Origin of the sequence: Sedimentitalea sp. XS_ASV28 (assembly GCF_041224545.1) — a bacterium.
Lineage (GTDB): Bacteria > Pseudomonadota > Alphaproteobacteria > Rhodobacterales > Rhodobacteraceae > Sedimentitalea.
The window spans coordinates 26,825-48,675 of record NZ_JBGFGP010000178.1 but is presented as its reverse complement, the minus strand read 5'-3'; the positions used below and the strand labels follow the sequence as shown (position 1 = coordinate 48,675).

Annotated in this window: 24 protein-coding genes; 10 read left to right on the top strand and 14 right to left on the bottom strand. The window is 61.7% G+C overall.

Annotated elements, in window-relative coordinates:
* Positions 1–4: 4 nt before the first annotated feature.
* The 10 genes from AB9K34_RS24225 to secG form a co-directional block, all read right to left on the bottom strand.
* On the bottom strand, positions 5–733 hold the full coding sequence (locus tag AB9K34_RS24225) for a transporter substrate-binding domain-containing protein (RefSeq protein ID WP_369957351.1): 729 nt from the start codon (positions 731–733) through the stop codon (positions 5–7).
* Between the two features lie 28 nt (positions 734–761).
* Complete coding sequence (locus AB9K34_RS24220) at positions 762–1,538, bottom strand: ABC transporter ATP-binding protein (RefSeq protein ID WP_369957349.1); 777 nt, start codon at positions 1,536–1,538, stop codon at positions 762–764.
* A gap of 126 nt (positions 1,539–1,664) precedes the next feature.
* Positions 1,665–2,399 (bottom strand): phosphate/phosphite/phosphonate ABC transporter substrate-binding protein, encoded by a 735-nt coding sequence (locus AB9K34_RS24215; RefSeq protein ID WP_369957347.1) that lies wholly within the window; start codon positions 2,397–2,399, stop codon positions 1,665–1,667.
* Positions 2,396–2,833, bottom strand: a complete 438-nt coding sequence (locus AB9K34_RS24210) for a TerB family tellurite resistance protein (RefSeq protein WP_369957419.1) — start codon at positions 2,831–2,833, stop codon at positions 2,396–2,398. The genes AB9K34_RS24215 and AB9K34_RS24210 overlap by 4 nt, the downstream gene beginning before the upstream one ends.
* A 54-nt stretch (positions 2,834–2,887) precedes the next feature.
* A complete protein-coding gene (locus tag AB9K34_RS24205; protein ID WP_369957345.1) occupies positions 2,888–3,340 on the bottom strand; it encodes a TerB family tellurite resistance protein in 453 nt (150 codons plus the stop codon).
* 142 nt (positions 3,341–3,482) lie between these two features.
* Positions 3,483–3,776, bottom strand: a complete 294-nt coding sequence (locus tag AB9K34_RS24200; protein ID WP_369957418.1) for a DUF1330 domain-containing protein — start codon at positions 3,774–3,776, stop codon at positions 3,483–3,485.
* A gap of 81 nt (positions 3,777–3,857) precedes the next feature.
* Entirely contained in the window at positions 3,858–4,796 is a 939-nt protein-coding gene (locus AB9K34_RS24195) for a nickel/cobalt transporter (protein ID WP_369957343.1), read from the bottom strand.
* The gene (locus tag AB9K34_RS24190; RefSeq protein ID WP_369957341.1) at positions 4,781–5,431 is read right to left on the bottom strand and encodes a DUF1007 family protein; all 651 of its coding nucleotides are present in this window, start codon (positions 5,429–5,431) and stop codon (positions 4,781–4,783) included. Before AB9K34_RS24190 ends, AB9K34_RS24195 begins: the two co-directional genes overlap by 16 nt.
* Before the next feature lie 57 nt (positions 5,432–5,488).
* On the bottom strand, positions 5,489–7,132 hold the full coding sequence (locus AB9K34_RS24185) for a CTP synthase (protein WP_369957339.1): 1,644 nt from the start codon (positions 7,130–7,132) through the stop codon (positions 5,489–5,491).
* A gap of 165 nt (positions 7,133–7,297) precedes the next feature.
* Positions 7,298–7,654, bottom strand: coding sequence for a preprotein translocase subunit SecG (gene secG, locus AB9K34_RS24180; protein ID WP_369957337.1), 357 nt, complete (start codon positions 7,652–7,654; stop codon positions 7,298–7,300).
* A 116-nt stretch (positions 7,655–7,770) separates the two neighbouring features.
* On the opposite strand from secG, the gene nthA reads away from it, so the two are divergent.
* The 7 genes from nthA (at position 7,771) to AB9K34_RS24145 (ending at position 13,449) form a co-directional block, all read left to right on the top strand.
* Positions 7,771–8,391: a nitrile hydratase subunit alpha gene (gene nthA, locus AB9K34_RS24175; protein ID WP_369957335.1), complete on the top strand. Its 621-nt coding sequence runs from the start codon at positions 7,771–7,773 to the stop codon at positions 8,389–8,391.
* Entirely contained in the window at positions 8,388–9,065 is a 678-nt protein-coding gene (gene nthB / locus AB9K34_RS24170; RefSeq protein WP_369957334.1) for a nitrile hydratase subunit beta, read from the top strand. Before nthA ends, nthB begins: the two co-directional genes overlap by 4 nt.
* The gene (locus AB9K34_RS24165) at positions 9,062–9,379 is read left to right on the top strand and encodes a nitrile hydratase accessory protein (RefSeq protein WP_369957332.1); all 318 of its coding nucleotides are present in this window, start codon (positions 9,062–9,064) and stop codon (positions 9,377–9,379) included. The genes nthB and AB9K34_RS24165 overlap by 4 nt, the downstream gene beginning before the upstream one ends.
* Positions 9,380–9,470: 91 nt before the next feature.
* On the top strand, positions 9,471–10,766 hold the full coding sequence (locus AB9K34_RS24160) for an adenylosuccinate synthase (protein WP_369957330.1): 1,296 nt from the start codon (positions 9,471–9,473) through the stop codon (positions 10,764–10,766).
* A gap of 1 nt (position 10,767) precedes the next feature.
* Positions 10,768–11,025 (top strand): DUF2842 domain-containing protein, encoded by a 258-nt coding sequence (locus AB9K34_RS24155; RefSeq protein ID WP_369957328.1) that lies wholly within the window; start codon positions 10,768–10,770, stop codon positions 11,023–11,025.
* A gap of 420 nt (positions 11,026–11,445) precedes the next feature.
* Entirely contained in the window at positions 11,446–11,883 is a 438-nt protein-coding gene (locus AB9K34_RS24150; protein ID WP_369957326.1) for a universal stress protein, read from the top strand.
* Between the two features lie 12 nt (positions 11,884–11,895).
* Positions 11,896–13,449: an alanine/glycine:cation symporter family protein gene (locus tag AB9K34_RS24145; protein WP_369957324.1), complete on the top strand. Its 1,554-nt coding sequence runs from the start codon at positions 11,896–11,898 to the stop codon at positions 13,447–13,449.
* Positions 13,450–13,602: 153 nt separating this feature from the next.
* Here AB9K34_RS24145 and AB9K34_RS24140 read toward each other — a convergent pair whose 3' ends face one another.
* Entirely contained in the window at positions 13,603–15,300 is a 1,698-nt protein-coding gene (locus tag AB9K34_RS24140; protein ID WP_369957322.1) for a hypothetical protein, read from the bottom strand.
* Between the two features lie 158 nt (positions 15,301–15,458).
* On the opposite strand from AB9K34_RS24140, the gene AB9K34_RS24135 reads away from it, so the two are divergent.
* Entirely contained in the window at positions 15,459–16,172 is a 714-nt protein-coding gene (locus tag AB9K34_RS24135; protein ID WP_369957320.1) for a thiamine diphosphokinase, read from the top strand.
* Here AB9K34_RS24135 and AB9K34_RS24130 read toward each other — a convergent pair.
* The 3 genes from AB9K34_RS24130 to AB9K34_RS24120 all read right to left on the bottom strand — a co-directional run bounded on the left by AB9K34_RS24130 (position 16,099) and on the right by AB9K34_RS24120 (position 19,440).
* Positions 16,099–17,034, bottom strand: coding sequence for a DMT family transporter (locus AB9K34_RS24130; protein ID WP_369957318.1), 936 nt, complete (start codon positions 17,032–17,034; stop codon positions 16,099–16,101). The two genes, AB9K34_RS24135 and AB9K34_RS24130, sit on opposite strands and share 74 nt — an antisense overlap.
* A gap of 219 nt (positions 17,035–17,253) precedes the next feature.
* Entirely contained in the window at positions 17,254–18,627 is a 1,374-nt protein-coding gene (locus AB9K34_RS24125) for an L-serine ammonia-lyase (RefSeq protein ID WP_369957316.1), read from the bottom strand.
* Positions 18,628–18,732: 105 nt separating this feature from the next.
* Positions 18,733–19,440: a glutathione S-transferase family protein gene (locus tag AB9K34_RS24120; RefSeq protein WP_369957314.1), complete on the bottom strand. Its 708-nt coding sequence runs from the start codon at positions 19,438–19,440 to the stop codon at positions 18,733–18,735.
* Positions 19,441–19,630: 190 nt separating this feature from the next.
* Between AB9K34_RS24120 and rpiA the strand changes: the two genes are divergently transcribed.
* On the top strand, positions 19,631–20,383 hold the full coding sequence (gene rpiA / locus AB9K34_RS24115) for a ribose-5-phosphate isomerase RpiA (protein WP_369957312.1): 753 nt from the start codon (positions 19,631–19,633) through the stop codon (positions 20,381–20,383).
* A gap of 55 nt (positions 20,384–20,438) precedes the next feature.
* Positions 20,439–21,815 (top strand): glutathione-disulfide reductase, encoded by a 1,377-nt coding sequence (gene gorA / locus AB9K34_RS24110; RefSeq protein ID WP_369957311.1) that lies wholly within the window; start codon positions 20,439–20,441, stop codon positions 21,813–21,815.
* The last annotated feature ends 36 nt before the right edge of the window (positions 21,816–21,851 follow it).

The window sequence follows — 21,851 nt, the reverse complement described above, 5'->3', positions numbered from 1 at the left end:
TTTCTCAGTAGGTCGTGGTGTCTTCGCCGAACCACTTTTTCAGCATGGTGTTCAGCGTGCCGTCTTCTTTCATAGAGGTGATGGCGGCGTCGAACTTTGCTTTCAACTCGGTATCGCTTTCGCGCAGACCCATGCCGATGCCGTCGCCGAGCGGCACTTCGTCACCGACGAACATCAGTTCCCCGCCCGACTCTTCGACCAGAGGAACCAGATAGTCCTTGTCGGCGAACACCGCGTCGGCTTCGCCATTGCGCACTGCGGCAACGGTCTCTTCGGGCGTGGCGAATTCGACCAGCGTGGCTCCGCTCTCGGCGACGTGCCCGGCCTGAATGGTCCCGGTCTGGGCCGCGACGACACCGGCGATCACGTCAACACCGTCAGAGGCGGCGGCATAGGCCGAGGCAGTCGGGGGGTAATAGTTCTGGGTAAAGTCGATCACCTGGTCGCGCTCGTCCGTGATGCTCATACCGGCGAGGATGACATCATAGTTGCCCGAAACGAGGTTCGGGATGATCGAATCCCAGTCGTTCTTGACCCATTCACAGGTCAGTTCGGCGCGCTTGCAAAGCTCGTCGCCCAGTTCGCGCTCGAAACCGTCGACCTCACCGGCGTCATTGATGAAGTTGTACGGAGGATAGGCCCCCTCTGTGCCCATGCGGATGGTCTTGTCTTGGGCAACAGCCATTCCTGCGGTCAGGGCAAGAGCGGCGGCGCTCAGGATCAGATTTTTCATGTTTTGGTTCTCCCTTGGCTTTTATTTTTCACGCAGCGTGGGTCGCAGACAGGAACCCGCGCAGTCGTTCGGATTTCGGGCTGCCGAACAATGCGTCCGGCGGACCCTGTTCTTCGATCAGGCCCTGATGCAGGAACACGACATGGTCGGACACATCATGGGCCAGTTTCATGTCATGCGTCACGATCAGCATGGTCCGGCCTTCGCCCGCGAGGTCCTTGATGACCTTGACGACCTCTTGTTCGAGTTCGGGATCGAGTGCCGAGGTGGGTTCGTCAAACAGCAACGCCTCGGGCTCCATGCACAGGGCGCGGGCAATGGCGGCGCGTTGCTGCTGACCGCCAGAGAGCTGCGCCGGATAGACGTCGCACTTGTCACCGATCCCGACCTTGTCCAGATAGCGGCGCGCGGCCTCTTCGACCTCTGCCTTGTCCCGCTCCAGAACCGTCACCGGCGCTTCCATGACATTTTGCAGGATCGACATGTGCGACCACAGGTTGAACTGCTGGAACACCATCGACAGGTTGGTGCGGATGCGCAGGACCTGTTTGGCATCGGCAGGGCGGCGGTGATGGGAGTCGCCCTTCCAGAGCACCGGCTCCCCCTTGAACAGGATGTCGCCCTGCTGGCTGTCTTCCAGCAGGTTGGCGCAGCGCAGCAGCGTGGATTTGCCCGATCCCGACGATCCGATCAGCGATACGACGTCGCCGCGCCGGGCATTGATATCCACGCCCTTGAGCACTTCCAGGTCGCCATAGCTCTTGTGCAGGTTCTTGATCTCGATGACGAAGGGGGTATCTTGCACGTGCGATCCGGTGTTTGTAACGGTTTTATTGCGCAAGTAGGAATGAATTTTCCGGCCAATGCAATGCGCAATCGGGCGGAACCCGTCCGGAATCGCCTGAATTGACGATAGGGAACCCGGTTCCGATCAGGGCGCGCGCGGGTTGGGAACTGCCAGATAGGCGGCAGCGGGAATACCGATCAACCCCTTGATGTGCAGCGCCGCACGGTCTCGCGGCGCAAGATCGTCGATTGCGGCATGGATTGCGTTGGCGATAGGGGCGGTGTCGCGGTTCCGCGCGGTGATCAGGGGTAGGCCGGGGGTCGGTTTGGTGGTGCCGATGACCTTGAGCTTGCGTACCACGGGATCATGCTCGCAGAGCAGCGCCCACGTGACGGCATCAATCCCGGCGATGTCGGCGTGCCCCTCGGCAACTGCGCGGGCAGACGCCGCATGAGCCCCGGTTCTGATATGCGTATCAAACGCAACGCCAAGGCCGTTCAGATGGGTTATCGGCGCCGCCCAGCCCGACTGCGACAGCGCCTCGTTATAGGCAAACCTGCGCCCCGCGAAATCCTGCGGCCGGTCACCGGATGCATCGGCATGGGAGATCAGAACAGAATGGTAGTAACCGGGCGGACAGCCGGCCAGCCCGTAATCCGGCGTCGCAACCAGCGACACCGCATCGTGCAGACGAAGCCGGTACGGCATGCCACAGGCTTGCGCCAGGAGCAGGTCCGGAGATCGCCAGATCAGCCAGGGGTCCATGTCACGCGTCAGTCGTGCAGGCCCCTTCCCCAGATGCGCGCGGATGCTGTCCCAGAACCGGTCATTGACGGGCCGGATGGCAGGCATGTCATACATGCCCAGGAAGGCGATCATGATTTCTCGGCGTGTTGACGTGCCATTGCGCTGTCCACGTCGCTGACGCCCAGCAGGTTAGCCACGAGCCGCAGCAGGGCGTCTTCCTCTTCCGCGCGCGCGCCGTCGGCCAGAACCACGGTCCACAGGGACTGAACGACCGAGCGGCGGTCTTCATAGGGCACGGCATCCTTGATGGCGCGGGTAAAGCGCACCGTATCCGGCGCCTCGGCTTCGAGGGTTTCGGCCTCTGCGCGCAATTTTCCGGCCTCGAAGGGCGAGAGACCATAGCGATCCGCAATGATCCGGTCGATGCGCGAGACTTCGTCTGCGGAATAATCATTGTCCGAACGGGCGACCCGCACGAGCAGTGCGGTCAATGCCAGCCTTGCGTCCGAATGGGCAAGCGGCGCGGGCTCCGGCTGGATCAGCCGTTTCAGAAAATCACCAAACATGATGCAGGTATAGGCAAAGCCCCGCAGAACGCAAACCACGGAATCGGTGCGGGGTCAGGAAATCGTGCCGTTGGCCTGTTCGGCCTTTTCGCGCGCCGCCTTGCTTTCGAGAAAGCTGAGCCCCATGGCCTTGCGGGCGCTCTCAAGCACGCGCAGTTCATCCTCCTTGGGGTCTCCGTCGGCCAGCACGACTTCCCAGAGCGCGTCGAGCGCGGCCAGGCGTTCACTCAGGCCGGTGGTTTCGCGGATCAGCTTGGCAAAGGTGTCGGTCTCGGGGGCGGCGGCATGCAGCTTTTCACAGGTGGCGCGAATCTTGGCCGCTTCGATCGCGTTATGCTGGAACAGCCGGGCGAGGATGCGGTCGATCAGGCTGATTTCCTCGACCTGATAGTTCCGATCCGATTTGGCCACACGCACCAGAAGCGCGCCCAGAGCCAGTTCTGCATCCGGATCGGGCAGTTTGTCGGAATTACTGGCGCGAAACGCGGCAAAAAGCTTGTTCAACATTGGGAAAGATTATCCGGTCTGTCTGGCTTCGCCAAGCGAATCCTGATGCTTTTCCTCATCATCATGAGGCACTTGTGACCGACGGCCCACATGGTTCAGGCGTGAAAGACGCGATCATTCGTGATCCGAAATCGAAAGCGCCTTAGCTGTCATACCCCTCGATAACGACGAGATCACTGACCGCGACCGGATCGCGCAGATCCTTGGCGGCCTGATAGCCGGCGCTTTCGTAACAGGCCAGCGCGGCCTCGTAGCTGTCGAACTCGATGACGACGGTGCGCTGGCGTGACGATCCCTCGCACACGCGATGCTTGCCGCCCCGGACAAGGAAACGGGCACCGTATTCCGCAAAGGGGGCAGCATTCGCCGCGATGTACGTCTTGTAGGTTTCCATGTCATCCACGTCGACATGTGCGACCCAATATCCCTTGGTCATGGCGTAGTCCCTCATTTGATTGTCATTTCGAGGCTCGTCCGGTTTTGCGGCACATGCAACACGCAAAAAGCCCGGGCCGGCTCAACTCAGCGAACGTATGAGTAGACCCGCGGCGATCAGGAAGATCAACAACCCTGCAAAAATCTCGATGGCGGGCAGCAGATGTGTGGCAAGCCGGCCATTCGCGAGCGACGCCACGAGCCCGCCGCGCATCCCGACCGCGCCTAAACCGACCGCCACCGTCACCGCCCCGGTCCCGAGCGCCATGGCAAAAGCCCCGGCAATACCGGCCAGGGGAATGCCCATTTGCCAGGTGATCAGCAGCACAAAGAGCGCGCCGGTGCAGGGGCGGACAGCGATTCCCGCAATCAGGATCAGCGCCTCGGTCAGTGTGCGCGCCTCGGCGACCTCCTGCGGTGTCGGGCCGTGTCGATGCCCGCAGGAGCCGCACGCGCCGTCGTGATCAGCTCCGTGGTCGTGATCGCAGGAGTCGCTATCGGTGTGTTCGTGATGAGGATGATCGGGGATGGATTTGCGCGCATGGTTCATCCCGCGCAAAATCAGCCAGCCCCCGATCAGCGCGATTGCCGCGTAAGAAATCGGGGCCATGATGTCCTCGGTCAGGCCGACCATCCGTTCGTGTCCCAGGGAGAGCAGGAAAACGCCCGCATAGACAAGCACGATGGCCGTAACCGCCTGCCCGAGAGAGGCGACCATGCCGATTGTTGCCAGCCGCAGCGCGGGCACCTTACGGCCCAGACCGTAGCCGCCAATCAGAACCTTGCCATGTCCGGGGCCGACCGCGTGGAAAAACCCGTAAGCAAAACAGGCGGCCATCAACACCAGCAACGACCCGTCGCCCCCCGCGCGCAAGGCGCGCAGCGTGCGGGCGATACTGTTCTGGAACTCGCGCTGTTGCTGCGCGGCAAGCGTGGCAATCTGGTCGAAGCCGCCGCTGAACCAGAACCACAGCGCATAGGCCAGCGCCAGCAGCACCGGAACGATCAGGAGTCTGGACATGATACGCGGATCTCGGTGGCGAATCGGGCACCGATCAGGGGAATGTCGTTCTCTTCAAGGTCGGCATCGGCATTGATCGTCAACAGCATCTGCCGCATCTGTTCCAGTTCATTGTCGATATCCGGCGCGATCTTGTCGAGCGCGCAGACCGACGACGGCAGGATCCGCACCGGCAACGATATCTCGTAGGCGGAATAATAAGTCTCGTCATAGGCAAACAGCGACAGCACGCGGCCGGACAGGTCCGGGGTTCCCGCGACCGTGCGGACATGCGTTGTCGTGATGCGTCCGTCCTGCAATGTGGCGGTTGGATCCTGCGGGCCGGAGAGGTCGAGCGGGATCCCGTCGAGCCTGGCGACAAGATCGCCGTTGTAGCCTTCAACCCAGTTCATATCAAAACCGGTCAGCCGTTCCCTGTCCTGGCTGGTCAGAACGCCATCGAAATCCTGATCGATCCGCAGGTCCTGGGTGATCAGCAGGGAATAGTACTCGTCATAGGTCCAGGTGATTTTCACCTGCGTCAGCGCGCCGGCCTCATCCAGCATGATTTCCAGCCCCGTATCGATAAAGATATGGGGATGCGCCAGCGCAGGAAGGGGAGCGGCACTTAGCAGGATGGCCAGCAGACGTGTCATGCGCAGACCCTATTGCCTTGGTGGTGACGCGGCAATCGCATTGCTGCGTTGCCCGCCTCAGACCAGCCGCGACGTCTCCTTGGCCGCGCGCACGAAATCGGCGAACAGCGGATGCGGCGCAAAGGGCTTTGATTTCAGTTCCGGGTGGAACTGTACGCCGATGAACCACGGATGATCGCGCCACTCGACGATTTCGGGAAGACGCCCGTCCGGGGACATGCCGGAAAACTGCAATCCGACCTCTTCCAGCTTTTCACGATACTTGATGTCGACCTCATAGCGGTGGCGGTGACGTTCCTCGATATGGGTCGTGCCATATACCTCGGCAACGCGCGAGCCTTCCTTGAGCGAGGCGTCATACGCACCCAGGCGCATCGTGCCGCCCTTGTCGTCGCCAACCTTGCGCTCGACCTTGTGGTTGCCCTGGACCCATTCCTTGAGATGGTAGACCACCGGTTCAAACCGCTTTTTTCCGGCCTCGTGGTCGAATTCCTCGGAACCCGCGGTCTTGAGCCCTGCGACATTGCGCGCAGCCTCGATCACCGCCATCTGCATCCCGAGACAGATGCCGAGATAGGGAACGCCGCGCGTGCGGGCGAATTCCGCGGCCTTGATCTTGCCCTCGGTGCCGCGTTCGCCAAAGCCGCCGGGCACGAGAATCGCGTGGTAGCCTTCGAGATAGGGCGCCGGGTCCTCGGTGTCGAAAATCTCGGCATCCACCCATTCGATCAGGACCTTGACCCGGTTGGCCATGCCGCCATGTGTCAGGGCCTCGGCAATGGATTTATAGGCGTCCTCAAGCTGGGTGTACTTGCCGACGATGGCGATCTTGACCTCGCCTTCGGGGTTGTAGATCCGGTCGGCCACGTCTTCCCAACGGGCGAGGTTCGGCCTCGGTGCGGGGGTGATCGCAAAGGCATCGAGCACCGCCTGATCCAGCCCTTCGCGGTGGTAGGCGAGCGGGGCCTCATAAATCGACTTGAGATCCTGCGCCGCAATCACCGCATCCGGGCGCACGTTGCAGAACAGGGCCAGTTTTTCGCGTTCCTTATCGGGGATCGGACCCTCTGACCGGCAGACGAGAATGTCGGGCGCGAGGCCGATCGAACGCAACTCCTTGACGCTGTGCTGGGTCGGCTTGGTTTTCAACTCGCCGCTTGCCTTGATATAGGGCAGCAGGGTCAGATGCATGAAGATGCATTGCCCGCGCGGGCGATCCTGGCTGAACTGGCGGATCGCTTCGAAAAACGGCAGACCCTCGATATCTCCGACCGTGCCGCCGATCTCGCAAAGCATGAAATCGACCTCGTCCTCGCCGATCGCGATGAAATCCTTGATCTCATTGGTGACGTGGGGAATGACCTGAATGGTCTTGCCCAGATAATCGCCCCGACGCTCTTTTTCGAGTACGGTGGAATAGATGCGCCCCGAACTGACGGAATCGGTTTTGCGGGCGGCCACGCCGGTAAAGCGCTCGTAATGGCCAAGGTCGAGATCGGTTTCCGCGCCATCATCCGTGACGAACACCTCGCCATGCTCAAACGGGCTCATCGTGCCGGGATCGACATTCAGATAGGGATCGAGCTTGCGCAACCGAACCGAGAAGCCGCGTGCCTGCAAGAGCGATCCAAGTGCTGCCGAGGCCAGCCCCTTGCCCAGTGAGGACACAACACCGCCGGTGATAAAGATAAAACGCGCCATGTTGTCGGCTGCTCCCGTGACTGTCGAATTTCTGTCTCGCGTCGGTTCGAAAAACCGGTGCATCACGGGATTTCATCCATACAGGATTCGCCCGCCATGCGCAAGAGAACCGCAAGATGCTGTTACGGTTCTCTCTGTCTCTTCAAGGTATTGTACGTGGTTCGGTTAGTCGGCCTTTGGCACCAGTGGCGCATCGCCATCGCTGGGCGGCAAGAGATCCTGCGCATCCGGCAGCGGGGGAACCACATCTTCCGCTGCGGGGGCCGAGCCGCCGAGCCGGTCGATGACCGACGTGCCGGCCGCCTTTTGCGCGGCAAGGACGGTCAAAGCGATCGACGTGCAGATGAACGCGATCGCCAAAAGCCAGGTCAACTTGCCAAGCGCGGTTGCCGCCGCCCGACCCGAGATCGCGCCGCCACCGCCACCCATGCCAAGCCCGCCGCCCTCGGACCGCTGCAGGAGCACGACTCCGATCAGGCCAAGGGCCAGTATCAGGTGGACGATGAGAATGACGTTTTCCATGAGGACCTGCGGCAAAGGGCGTTTGTATCGGGGGGTATGTAGGCAAGATTGCCGAAAGGGGCAAGGGACGATCTGGGGGCTGGACAAATCGCTGTGCTGGTCGTCATGCTGCCAGCATGCCACACGATCATTCAGACCCGGATCACCCCCACGCCCTGTTGCCGCCCGACCCGGCCCTCAGGGTCAAGGCGCTCGAGACCATTCTGACCCGCAAGGGGCTGGTGGATCCCGCCGCGCTGGACGAGATCATCGACACATACCAGAACCGGATCGGTCCGAAGAACGGCGCGCAGGTCGTTGCGCGCGCCTGGAGCGATCCTGCGTTTCTCGACCGGCTGCGCGAGGATGCGACGGCGGTGATCTCGGAACTCGGGTTCTTTGGCCGTCAGGGCGAGCATATCGTGGTGGTCGAGAATACGCCTCAGCTGCACAACATGGTGGTTTGCACACTGTGCAGTTGTTATCCGTGGCCGCTGCTCGGTATTCCGCCGGGCTGGTACAAGTCGGATGCCTATCGTGCGCGTGCCGTTCGCGAGCCGCGCAAGGTGCTGGCGGAATTCGGTGTCACCCTGCCCGAAACGATGGCGGTGCGGGTCTGGGATTCGACGGCTGAAATCAGGTATCTCGTGATCCCGGTGCGCCCGGAGGGCACGGAAGGGTTTTCAGAGGCCGAACTGGCCGCATTGGTCACGCGTGACAGCATGATCGGCACAGGGCTGGCGAGGACGCCCGAATGAGCCGGCCCCACGATATGGGGGGCCGCTTTGGTGACGGTGCCGTGGTGCCGGAACCGCAGGGCATTCCGACACTCGATGAAGAGTGGCAGGCGCGGGCCCTGGCGCTGACGCTGGCCGCCGGATCGCTCGGGCAATGGAACCTCGACACCTCGCGTCATAGCCGCGAGCGGTTGTCGCCAAGGGATTATGCCCGGTTTTCCTATTTCGAGAAATGGATTGCCGCGCTTGCCGACCTGCTGGTCGAAAAGGATGTTTTGCGTCGCGAGGAGTTGCAGGGCGGCGGAGAAGACGGGCCGCATGCTCTTGCGGGGCGGGCGCTGCCGGCGTCAAGTGTCGCCTCTGTCCTGGCGGCGGGTGGACCTGCCGACCGGCCGATCGCGACATCGCCCCGGTTTGAAAAGGGACAGGCCGTCGTGACCGCGCGCCCCGCCGGCAACCGGCTGGTCGATGGCGGGCACACGCGCCTGCCGGCCTATGCGTCGGGGGCGCAGGGATATATTCTGAAACATCATGGGGCGCATGTCCTGCCCGACAGCAATGCCCACGGTCTTGGAGAATGTCCGCAACACCTTTACACCGTGGTGTTCTCGGCGACGCAGCTTTGGAGCCACCCGGAACACCCCGATGACGAGGTGACACTCGATCTCTGGGAAAGTTACCTGGAGCCTGCATGAGCGACAAACCCGAACCGGTCTTTTCCGCACCCTGGCATGCACAGGCCTTTGCGCTGACTGTTCACCTCAACGAGACCGGGCGGTTCGCCTGGACCGACTGGGCGGCGCGGTTCGGGACGAACCTGGCGCGGCACGGGCTTGAGCGAGATCTGGACGGCGGCGACGATTATTTCCACGTCTGGCTGGAAACGCTCGAAAGCCTGTTGGAAGAAGACGGCAGCGCCGGTCGCGCCGAGGCAGAGCATATGCGCGCCGAATGGGAGCGGGCCTATTTGACGACTCCACATGGTATGCCGGTGCTGCTCGGGCGCTGAGCGCGGCCCAGCCCGGCGATTTTGAGGTTTCGCTGCGCGCAGAGCGCCGCTATACCGGCGCGGGTTTCATTGACGTATAGAAGGAACGGACATGGCCAATGTCGTTGTGGTCGGCGCCCAGTGGGGTGACGAGGGAAAAGGCAAGATCGTGGATTGGCTCAGCGAACGGGCCGATGTGATCGCGCGGTTCCAGGGGGGCCATAACGCGGGTCACACGCTGGTTATCGACGGCGAGGTTTTCAAACTCAACGCTTTGCCGTCCGGCGTGGTGCGCGGCGGCAAACTGAGCGTGATCGGCAATGGCGTGGTGCTGGATCCGTGGCACCTGTTGAGCGAGATCGACGCGATCCGGGAACAGGGCGTCACTATCACGCCGGAAACCCTGATGATCGCCGAGAACGCGGCGCTGATCCTGCCGATCCATGGCGAACTGGATCGCGCCCGTGAAGAAGCCGCCAGCGCAGGCACCAAGATCGGCACCACCGGCCGCGGGATCGGGCCTGCCTATGAGGACAAGGTGGGGCGCCGTTCGGTACGGGTTGCGGACCTTGCCGATGACGCGACACTCGAGGCGCGGGTAGACCGTGCGTTGCAGCACCACGATCCGATGCGCAAGGGGCTCGGCCTAGATCCGATCGACCGGGATGGGCTTGTCGCGCAACTGAAGGAAATCGCACCGGCGATTCTCGAATATGCCGCGCCGGTCTGGAAGGTGCTCAACGAACAGCGCAAGGCGGGCAAGCGCATCCTGTTCGAGGGCGCGCAAGGTGCTCTGCTCGACATCGATTTCGGCACCTATCCCTTCGTCACATCCTCGAATGTGATCGCCGGGCAGGCGGCGACCGGCACCGGCATCGGTCCCGGCTCCATCGACTTCGTGCTGGGCATCGTCAAGGCCTATACCACACGCGTCGGAGAGGGCCCGTTCCCGACCGAGTTGCGCGACGCCGATGGCCAGCGGCTTGGCGAACGTGGCCGTGAATTCGGCACCGTGACCGGCCGGCAGCGGCGCTGCGGCTGGTTCGATGCGGTGCTGGTGCGCCAGACCTGTGCGACCAGCGGCGTCAACGGTATCTCTCTGACCAAGCTCGATGTGCTGGACGGGTTTGAAACGCTGAAGATCTGCGTGGGCTATGATCTGGACGGCCAACGGCTCGACTATCTGCCGACGGCGGCGGATCAGCAGGCGCGTTGTGTTCCGATCTATGAAGAGATGCCCGGCTGGTCGGAGAGTACCGAGGGGGCGCGCAGTTGGGCGGACCTTCCGGCCGCGGCAATCAAATATGTGCGTCGTGTGGAAGAACTGATCGAATGCCCGGTCGCGCTGCTCTCGACATCGCCGGAACGCGACGACACGATCCTGGTCACCGATCCGTTTGCCGACTGAGATGGCCAAGCCGGGAAAAAAAGGTCTCAGCTACAAGGCGCGGCGTCGTTGGGCATTGGTGATCCTGCTGGTCGGGCTGCCGATCTACATCATGGTTGCGGTCACCATCATGAACAGCCTCAACCGCCCGCCCGTCCTCGTCGAATTCGTGATCTACATCGTGCTTGGGGTGATCTGGGCGCTGCCCTTCAAATTCGTCTTTCGCGGTATCGGTCAGGCCGATCCGGACGAAGGCCGCCAGGGCAATGGCAAACCCTGACCGCCGCGGCGCTCAGTCGAATTTGACCTGTCCAGACTGAATGCGGGCGGCCTGATCGGTTGCCCGTTTTGCGTTCAGCCCTTTAAATTTTTCTTTTACCGTTCAGACAAATTCCGGCAGCCATTGTCATGGCAGCCTTTCGCGTGAAGGGTAAGTAATTGATATTTATAAAATTAAATTGAATTCCCTTGACGCGACACCAAAGCCAGGAAATTCGAGTTGTCATATTTTTGTGCCAATGCCCGGAAAACACGCAAGAATCTGCCCCCGTTTTCGGAACGCGGGCATATAGTTGCAGGTGAAAGACATTAGAAATGACTCGCGTATTCCGATCAGGGAGCGGCCTTGGGTCCAACCGGGGGAAAGTCTTTTGCGTAACCTGGTCACAGTTGCGGATACGCGGACTGGAGGTAACAAATAATGACAGCAAAACTGGTAGTCGGCGTTGATGGGCACAGTTCGGGCGAACGCGCCCTGGACTTTGCCGCAAAGCTCGCTGACAAGATAGGGGCATGCGAACTGCTCGTGGTCTATATCATCGAATGGTCGCCCTATTCATTTCAGACACCCGAAGAAAACGAAAAGCGCCACAACCGGCGCGAAGAAGAAATTGCGGTCGCCAAGGAGCGCATCGTCGAGCCTGCGGTTGCGCAGTTGATCAAGGACGGCCTGAGCGCGCGCGGTATCGTGCGTCACGGCAATGTGGCGGATGCGCTGAATGATGTTGCCGCCACGGAAAAAGCGGAGCAGATCATCGTTGCGCGCTCCAGCGAACGCACCCTGTCCCAGCGGATATTCGGCAGCTCAACGGCAAACCTGGTGATGGAAGCCAGCGTACCAGTCACCGTTGTTGGATGAGAGGAGCATGAAATGAAACGCATAGGTACAACAATCCTGTCCGCTGCAACGGCAATCGTCCTGGCCGCCCCCGCGTTGGCCCAGGAAGCCGTGTCGCTTGACCAGAAGGTAAACGCAGCATTCGCCAAGGCGACCGGTCCCTTTGTCGGACTGATCTTCGCGCCGTTGCCAGGCACGAATTTCCCCTGGATCGTGCTTTGGCTGGTGGTCGCGGCCACGGTTTTCACGCTTTATTTCTCCTTCGTGCAATTCCGCTTCTTCAGTCACGCGATTGCACTGGTCAAAGGCGATTATTCCGATCCCAACGACGCGGGGGAGGTCAGTCACTTTCAGGCGCTCGCCACCGCGCTGTCCGGCACCGTCGGTCTCGGAAACATCGCGGGCGTTGCCGTCGCGGTCGGGATCGGCGGACCCGGTGCAACCTTCTGGATGATCCTGGCGGGTCTGCTGGGGATGGCGTCCAAGTTCACCGAATGTACGCTGGGTGTGAAATACCGGAACGAATATCCCGACGGTACGGTGTCGGGCGGTCCGATGTACTACATGTCCAAGGGCTTTAACGAATTGGGGCTGCCCGGGGGCAAGATCCTCGCGGTACTGTTCTCGATCTTCTGTATCCTCGGTGCCCTTGGTGGCGGCAACATGTTCCAGGCCAACCAGGCACATGCGCAGATTTCGGGCATTGTCGGCGACTATCCGGGTTGGATCACCGGCATTGTCTTTGCACTCGTTGTTTTCCTTGTGATCGTTGGCGGTATCAAATCCATCGCCCGCGTGACCGAGAAGATCGTCCCGTTCATGGGGGTGCTCTATGTCGGCGCGGCGCTGATCATCCTGCTGGTCAATTATGACAAGATCGGCTGGGCTTTTGGCCAGATCTTTGCAGGTGCCTTTACCGGCCTGGGTGTTGCAGGCGGCATGGTCGGCGCGCTGATCCAGGGCTTCAAGCGGGCGGCCTTCTCGAACGAGGCCGGCGTTGGTTCGGCGGCAATCGCCCACTCTGCGGTGCGCACCAAGGAGCCGATCACCGAGGGTTTCGTGTCGCTGCTCGAACCGCTGATCGACACCGTTGTCATCTGCACGATGACCGCGCTTGTCATCACCATTTCCGGTGTCCAGCAGGTCGATCCTGCGACGGGTATGTTCATCCTGACCGAAGACGGCGGCATGATCGCGACCGAAGGTGGCGTTCAGGGTGTGCAGCTGACCTCGGCGGCTTTTGGCTCCGCGATCAGCTGGTTCCCGCTGGTGCTGGCCATCGCGGTGGTGCTGTTTGCCTTCTCGACCATGATCTCCTGGTCCTATTACGGCCTCAAGGCCTGGACCTACCTGTTCGGTGAGGGCAAGACCACCGAGTTGGTCTTCAAGCTGATCTTCTGCTTGTTCGTGGTTATCGGCGCGGCGGCCAATCTTGGACCGGTGATTGACTTCTCCGATGCGGCGATCTTCTCGATGGCTGTGGTCAACGTGTTTGCGCTCTACTTCCTGATGAAAATCGTGCGCAAGGAGTTGGCCTCCTACAGCAGCCGGCTGGCATCGGGCGAAATCCGCAAGTTCAGCCACTGACATATGAACGTGGCGGGCCGCTGGGGCGGCCCGTTGCACGATCGAACCCGAAAACGGCGGCCCGGCTCATGGGCCGCCGTTTGATATTGTGCGGTAGATATCGTGTTCAGAGTATCTGACGAGATGTCTGACATCGCCGACTTTCGGCAGAGGTCAGAGGGTCAGCCTATCGCGTTGCGCCTCAACCCGCCGAGCGTCTGCCGGTCTGAACCCGATCTCCTGGGACGCGGTAAAGCGCCCGGCGCCGGCTTCTTCTATCTTGCCGTCACGAAGCAGGTTGCCGAATGCGCGCAGGCTCTCTTCCCGGTCATATCCGGCATCGTCAATCTGGCGCAGCTTGCTCATCAATTGCGGCCGCGAGAATTGCTTGCGTCCCTCGACAAAGACCAGATAAGCCGCCGCAGCTTCCAGAAGGTCGGAGATGTCCGTTGCGCCCTGTTCGCCGACATACTCCGCAAAGCTTGTCTGCGGGACAGTCGGGTCGGTGTCACGTGCGGACGCGGATGGGTACACACGTCGCGGGCGCACCGGTCCACGATTGGCGACGCTGTCGTCGCCATCGACGCGCAGACCGGCCACCAGCTTCAGCGGAGCGTCCTTGACCGCATCGCGCGGCCGGTCCGGGCGCTTGGCGGCGGCAGGGCGGGGTGGTTCGACAACGCTCGCCAGATCGTCACGATAGGCGTTGTCGGTTTCGTCCGAAGCAGCGGCTGATGTCACGTCGCGTTCCTTGCTGACCGCTGCGGCCGCACGCAGATGGCTGTAGGTTTCGCGCGAGTTAGACGATTCAGGTTCGCCCATACGTGCCTCGGCCGTGGCCATCAACCTGGTAAGTTCGTCACCTTCAAACCCTGGCCTGTTCTCCGCCGCAGGTTCGGCGGCGGGCTCTTGCGGAGTTTCAAGCAGCTCTTCTGTGTCTGGTTGACGGTGTGCGACCTTCCGGTTCTGCTCGTCCGGCCGGGATGACGCAGGCGCGGCAACAGAAATCATCTGTTCGGGTTTCAGCAGGTAGGGTTGGGAGTAATCTTCCTCAGCCTCAGCCTCAGCCTCAGCCTCAGCCTCTTTTTCCGTTTCGGACCCCGATGGCTCGACGCCACCCAGAACGCTTTTGACGAAGTTGAATTCGTCGGGCTCGGCATTGGCCGCTTCATCCTCTGCCTCGGGGTCCTGCGATGTTTCGGAGTGCGGTTCCTCTTGTTCCGTTTCAGGCTCGGAGGTCGCGTCGTCCGGCGCCTCGTCTTTATCAGTCTCCGTCACACCCTCGTCCGGGTCCGGTTCAGTCGTATCCTCGCGGAGCGCATCCGCCATATCGTCCGAATAGGAGCCGGCAAAGAACTCTTCCACCGTGTCGACATCTTCCGGCTGGTCGTCATCTTCGAGTTCCGCCGCATTCTGGGCGACGACCGCCCGCAGACGCCTCAGCTTGGCGGACACGCTGTCGGTCACAGGGGCGTCGGGGTCCTGTTCTGCCATGTCACCGGGTTCCGAGACCTTGGCCATCACCTCGGCCAGGCTGAGACCCTCTGGATCGGTATCGATATCCGGGTCGGCCCGCCGTTCGGACAGGCTGTCCGGGTCGGGAACGAATTCGGCGTCTTCGGCCCTGAGCAGAATGCGGCCCCGTTCACTGGTGCGTATGTCGACCGGCCGGGGCTCGTTGTTTCTGGCGATGCGGGCGAGTTTCGCGGTATCGGGCAACATTTCCTGTTCGCCAAAGCGGGGATCGGAGGCCGAGAGGGCGCGGAAATACTCGGTGATCTCCTTGAGCGTGCCCACCGAGTCGTCGAACCCCTCGAGCGTGCAGGAAAATGCTCCGTAGGATACCGTCAGAACCTTGTTGTTGTTCGCCATCCAATCCATCCTCAGAGAGCGTGTCGCTCGCCCTTACACAATCATGCGGTTTAATTTACCCTGTGGCGGGCGTCAAAAGCAGTAAGACTATTTCCTGATTTCAGTACCTCATTGTGGCCAGAATGTGGTCACCTTCCAAATAAGGGAATAATGCGCACATGAAAGAGGCGATGATCGGCAGCGATATGGGTGTCACGCTGGTCGGTGGCGGCGAAATCGGCGTCGATGATATTCCGCTTGCCCTGGGTCATGCGCCCTTGCTCGTGGCGGTGGACGGCGGCGCAAATGCCGCTCTGGCAAGCGGGCAGGAGATTCACGCGGTGGTCGGGGATTTCGACAGCCTGACCCCGGAAGATCGCGCGCGGATTCCCGCTGACCGGTTGCTCCGGATCGCGGAACAGGACAGCACGGATTTCGAAAAGGCGCTGAACAGTGTCCGCGCACCGGTGATTCTCGCCGTGGGTTTTCTTGGCGGACGTCTCGATCACCAGTTTGCCGCGTTCAACGTTCTGGCCCGCTTTCCCGACACGCACTGTATTCTCATCGGTGAAACCGAAATTGTCCTTCACCTGCCGCGCGCGCTGTCCGTGGCGCTGCAGGAGGGCGATGTGGTGTCGCTGTTTCCGATGGCCGCTGTCACCGGCCGCTCCGAAGGATTGAAATGGCCGATTGACGGGCTGTCGCTTGCGCCAGACGGACGGATCGGGACGTCCAATCAGGCGCTTGGCGAGGTTCGTATCGAAACCGATGGGCCGGGGCTGCTTGCGATCCTCCCGCGCCGTTCGATGGCGGCCGCGATCACTGCGCTGGCAGCGTCTCGTCCTCACGCGATTGCCGGGCAATCTGGCGCGCCTCTGCCTGCTCGCGCATGATGACGTAGAGTCCCGCCGCGATCGTCACGAGAATGCCGATGCTCGCCAGCGTGTTGGGAAGGTCGCGAAAAATCAGCCAGCCGATGAACGTGGCGACGGGTATCTCGAGGTACTGCATCGGTGCCAGCGTGGCGGCGGGTGCATAGCGCAGCGACCATGTCATCAGCAGGTGGGCGGCCGTTCCAAGCAGCCCGATCGCAATCAGCAGGCCCCATTCAGCTTCGTTCGGCTGGATCAGGTTTAGGCCGGGCCATCCGGCTGCATGTCCCACGAGCAGGAGCGGCAAGAGCAGAAAGGTGGCGATCACGCCGCTGACCGCCTGAAGCCCGATCGGGTCCGTTTCCTTGGCCAGCTGGCGTGTGACAAGGATGAAGAAGGAGAAGGTGATCGCCACAACCAGCGGCCAAAGCGCCGGCCAGCCGATTTCGACAAAGCTCGGCTGTATCACCATCAGTGTCCCGATGAAGCCAACGATACAGCCGATGAGCCTGCGACAGCCGACTTCTTCTGAGAGCACACATTTGCCAAGCAAGAGCATGATGAACGGCATGACAAAGGCGATCGCGACCGCATCTGCAAGCGGCAGATATTGAAGCGCGGTAAACATCGCTCCTATGCCTGCGATATGCAGCAGCGTGCGCACCACGGTCAGTAGCAGGACCCGCCCCCGCATTTGCCAGAGCCGGTTCGTAAAGTAGACAATCGGGATCAGCGCCAGCGCCTGGATGGCAAAGCGGACCAGCAGCATTTCACCGAGCGGGACGGATTGGCCAAGCAGCTTTGCCACCGCGTCACCCATCGGAGCCACGATGCAGAAGCCAAGCATCAAGAGAACGCCCAGAAGGGGCCGGTCGGTCGACATGCTCAGAACGCTAGCATCGAAGCGACGGGATGCAAGGACACGTTGAGTTTACTTGACTTAACGTAACCTTGTGGCGAGTGGCCTCGAAAAAGTTCATAAGCTATTGGCTGAAAATGGAAATACTCGGTTACAAAACCTTGTGATCAGGTGAGGCAGGCAAGAAGACGCCGCAGCGGCAAACATCCGCCGCCGCGTGCCTCCGGAACAGCGAATCGCGGATCAGCAATTGGGCACGTTGACCGCAAGGCCGCCGAGCGACGTTTCCTTGTATCGCTCGCTCATGTCCTCGCCGGTTTGTCGCATGGTTTCGATACAGGCGTCCAGCGGCACCAGATGCGTTCCGTCCCCCCGCAGGGCCAGGCTGGCGGCAGAGACGGCCTTGATTGCGCCCAGGCCGTTGCGTTCGATACAGGGCACCTGAACCAGCCCGCGCACGGGGTCGCAGGTCATCCCCAGATGATGCTCGAGCGCGATTTCGGCGGCGTTCTCCACCTGCTGTGGCGTGCCGCCCATCACCGCGCACAGGCCGGCGGCGGCCATTGCCGATGCGCTGCCCACCTCCGCCTGGCATCCGGCTTCGGCGCCCGAGATCGACGCATTGAACTTGACCAGCCCGCCAATCGCGGCAGCGGTCAGAAGAAAATCCTCGACATGCGCGGTCGACGCGCCCGGGACATGATCCAGGTAATAGCGCAGCACGGCGGGCAACACGCCCGCCGCGCCGTTGGTCGGCGCGGTCACGACCTGTCCGCCGGCGGCGTTCTCTTCGTTCACCGCCATGGCATAGACACTCATCCAGTCATTGATCGTGTGCGGCGCGGTCAGGTTCATGCCGCGCTCGGCAAGCAGCGCTTCGTGAATGGCACGGGCGCGCCGCTTGACGGTCAGCCCGCCGGGCAGAATGCCATCAGTGCCCAGCCCACGGTCGATACAGGCATTCATCACTTCCCAAAGGCGGGCGGTTCCGGTTCGAAGCCTGTCCGCACCGCCGCGCGACAGCTCGTTGGCGCGCTTCATCGCGGCGATGGACTTGCCCGAGTCGCGGGCCATCGCGAGCATCTCAGCGGCGGATTTGAACGGGTAGGGGACGGGTGCGCCGTCATCGCGCGCCTTGCCAGCGGCCAGTTCCTCTTCGGTCATGACGAATCCGCCACCGATGGAATAATAGGTCTGGCTCAGGGTGACATCGCCCTGCGCATCAGTGGCCATCAGTATCATGCCGTTGGCATGGCCAGGCAAGGCGCGCTCATAGTCAAAGATCAGGTCGGTTTCCGGGTTGAACGCGAGCGTACCCAGACCGTCGGGTGTCATGCGGTGAGTGGACTTGATCTCGGCAAGCGCCTTGGCGGCGGCCTCTGCGTCATAGGTTTCGGGGTGAAACCCGGCCAGACCCAGAATAGTGGCACGATCGGTGGCGTGCCCGACGCCGGTGAAGGCAAGACTGCCGTGCAGCGAAGCCCGCAATCCGGAAAACCCGAACGGCGAGGCGCGCATCTGGTCGAGAAACCGCGCGGCAGCCACCATCGGTCCCATGGTATGGGAAGAGGATGGGCCGACGCCGATCTTGAACATGTCGAAAACCGAAAGAAACATGATGTGGTCCCTGCCTGAGCGCTGTGTGTTGCTCTATCTCATGTCCGACCGTGGCGCGGCGACAAGAAAACGACGTTTTGCCGGGCGATGCGGCATTTTCGCAATTCAGATTGCGCTGCCTTCGGGCGGGCGGGTGTAGGTCGGGGCGGTGAACGGTGACGGCCCCAGCCCCTCGGCCGCTTGCGCCGTGCACGTGGCCGGATGGGCTTCGAGCCCTGCCAGAAGGGTACGCAGGCTGGGCGTGTGTGCAAGATCGAACCAGCGCCGGTCCGCGTCAGCCGGATACAGGGCCATCCAACGCATGACACAGGCCACGTACCAGCACAGCCCGGTAGGTGCCTCGGCGCCGAACCATTCGGGCTTGCCTGCGGCAACATCGTCGAGATTTGCGAGATGCGTTCGCAGCCGGTCCTGCACGTTCCTGCGCAGCATTTCCTGTGCGGTTCTGTCCGTTCCAATATGAAGACGCGGATAAAAGACCATCCGCAAATCCGCGTGCAGGGTGTTTGACACGAAGAACAGCCATTTCAGATAGTCTCCGCGATCCGGATCGGAGGGCGCGGGTGCGCCCTGCCGGTGTCGATCCGCCAGCCAGAGCAGGATCGCCCCGGTTTCAAACAACGGGCCTTCGGGTGTTTCCAGAACCGGGATCAGCCCGTTTGGATTGAGCCGCAGATAACCGGCGCTGCGTTGCGCCCTTTGCCTTCTGTCCACCAGCACAGACTCGTAGGGCTGACCGAGCTGTTCCAGCGCAAGCCGGATGATCAGCGACGCGTTGTCGGGTGCATAATGCAGGCGATAGATTGATGTCATGACCGCGTGTCAACCGTTTCAGAGTGGCGCAACGAGAACCAGAAATGACCGATCTGCGCAAGCACCACCCCGGATCGATGCGAAGGACCGCGCGTGCGCCATGCCATCAAACCACGGATAGCTGCATTTCGCCCCTCGCCCGTTCCGCATAACTCGCCTATAAGGCCGGGATTGACACGGAGACTTGCCGATGCCCGCAGAACTTTCACCCACCGACATGGCCAAATCCGTCGCGGCGAACCGCGCCGCGGATCACGTGATGAACGGCATGAAGGTCGGGCTCGGGACAGGCAGCACCGCCGCCTGGCTGGTCAGGCGCCTTGGGGAGAGGGTCCGCGACGAAGGGCTGCGGATACGCGGCGTGCCGACGTCGACCCGCACCGCCGCGCAGGCGCGCGAAGAGGGGATCGACGTGATCACGCTGGACGAGGCCGGCTGGCTCGACCTGACGATCGATGGTGCGGACGAGTTCGACAGCGATCTGACACTGATCAAGGGCGGTGGCGGGGCGCATTTGCAGGAAAAGATCGTCGCAAGGGCCAGTGATCGGATGATCGTGATTGCCGATGCCGCCAAGAAGGTTGCCACCCTTGGCGCGTATCCCCTGCCGGTCGAAGTGATCCCGTTCGGCATGAACAGCACGCGAAAGCTGATCGAGGCGGCGCTCGCGGGGATGGATGTGGATGGGCGCGAGACCTCGCTGCGGATGACGGAGGGTGCGCCCTTTGTCACCGACGAAGGCAACCACATCATCGATCTGCATCTGGAACGCATCGGTGATGCGGCGAAACTGGCGGCGGCGTTGAACCAGATTCCGGGCGTGGTCGAGAATGGCCTGTTCATCGACATGTGTGATCTCGTGATCGTCGGGCATGCTGACGGCGCGGTCGATCTGCATCAGGTGAAGGTCGATCTGCATCAGGTGAAGCAGGACTCAGCCTGAGTCGACGGGTAACTGGAACAGGCTGCTCCCGGCAGCGGAACGAGGATCGAGACGGATGAATTTTGATTATGATCTCTTTGTGATCGGCGGTGGCTCGGGCGGTGTGCGCGCGGCACGCGTTGCAGCGTCCGAAACCGGGGCCAAGGTCGCGCTGGCAGAAGATGATCGCTATGGCGGCACCTGCGTCATCCGGGGCTGCGTGCCGAAAAAGCTGATGGTGTTTGCATCCGGATATGGTGAGATGGCATCCGAGGCGCGTTCCTATGGCTGGGACATCGGCGATGGCGAATTTGACTGGACCGCGTTTCGCGACCGGTTGCATGCCGAACTGGACCGCCTTGAGGGGGTGTATCGCAAGCTGCTGGCAAATGCGGGTGTCGCGACCTTTGATGCGCGTGCGACAATCAAGGACGCGCATACCGTCAGCCTTTCGACCGGCGAGGAGATCACCGCCAAGCATATTCTGGTTGCGACGGGCGGACGCCCGGTGCGGCCCGAGCGCGAGAACGCCGACCTGGGGATCGTATCCGACGACATCTTCCATCTGGACAAGCTGCCGAAATCGATCCTGATCATCGGCGGCGGGTATATCGCCTGCGAGTTCGCCTGCATTCTGCACGGTCTCGGGGTCGAGGTGACACAGTATTATCGTGGTGCCCAGGTGTTGCGCGGTTTTGACGAAGAGGGGCGCGGCCTGGTGGCCGACTCGATGCGCGACAGGGGCATCGACCTGCATACGGGCACCGACATCGTCGAGATGGGCCCGGCCGATCCCGGCGGCACGGCGGGCGATCCGGTGCGGGTCAAGGCCACCAATGGCAGCGAACGGGTATTTGACACGGTGCTGTTCGCGACGGGTCGTGCGCCGAATACCGTCGACATGGGCCTGCAGGAGGTCGGCGTCACGCTTGGCCGCAAGGGCCAGATCGAGGTGGATGCCTACAGCCAGACGGCGGTTCCGTCGATCTATGCAATCGGTGACGTCACCGACCGGGTCAACCTGACACCGGTTGCGATCCGCGAGGGCATGGCGTTCGTCGATACCGTGTTCCGGGGCAAGCCGACGCCGGTGGATCACGACCTGATTGCCAGCGCCATCTTTACGCAACCGGAATTCGGCACGGTCGGGCTGAGCGAAGAAGCGGCGGCGGAACAGGAGCCGATCGAAGTCTATTGCACCAGCTTCCGGCCAATGCAGACGGCCTTTGCCGACAAGCCCGACCGGGTGATGATGAAGCTGGTGGTCAGCAAGGCCAGCCGCAAGGTTCTGGGCTGTCATATCGTCGCGCCCAACGCGGGGGAAATGATTCAGCTGGCCGGTATCGCGGTCAAAATGGGAGCAACCAAGGAGGATTTCGATCGCACCGTTGCGGTTCATCCGACGATGAGCGAAGAAATCGTGACGATGAAAACGCCTCTCCGGACGGCTTGACCATTTCGGGGTTGAATAATTCGATGGGGCATACAC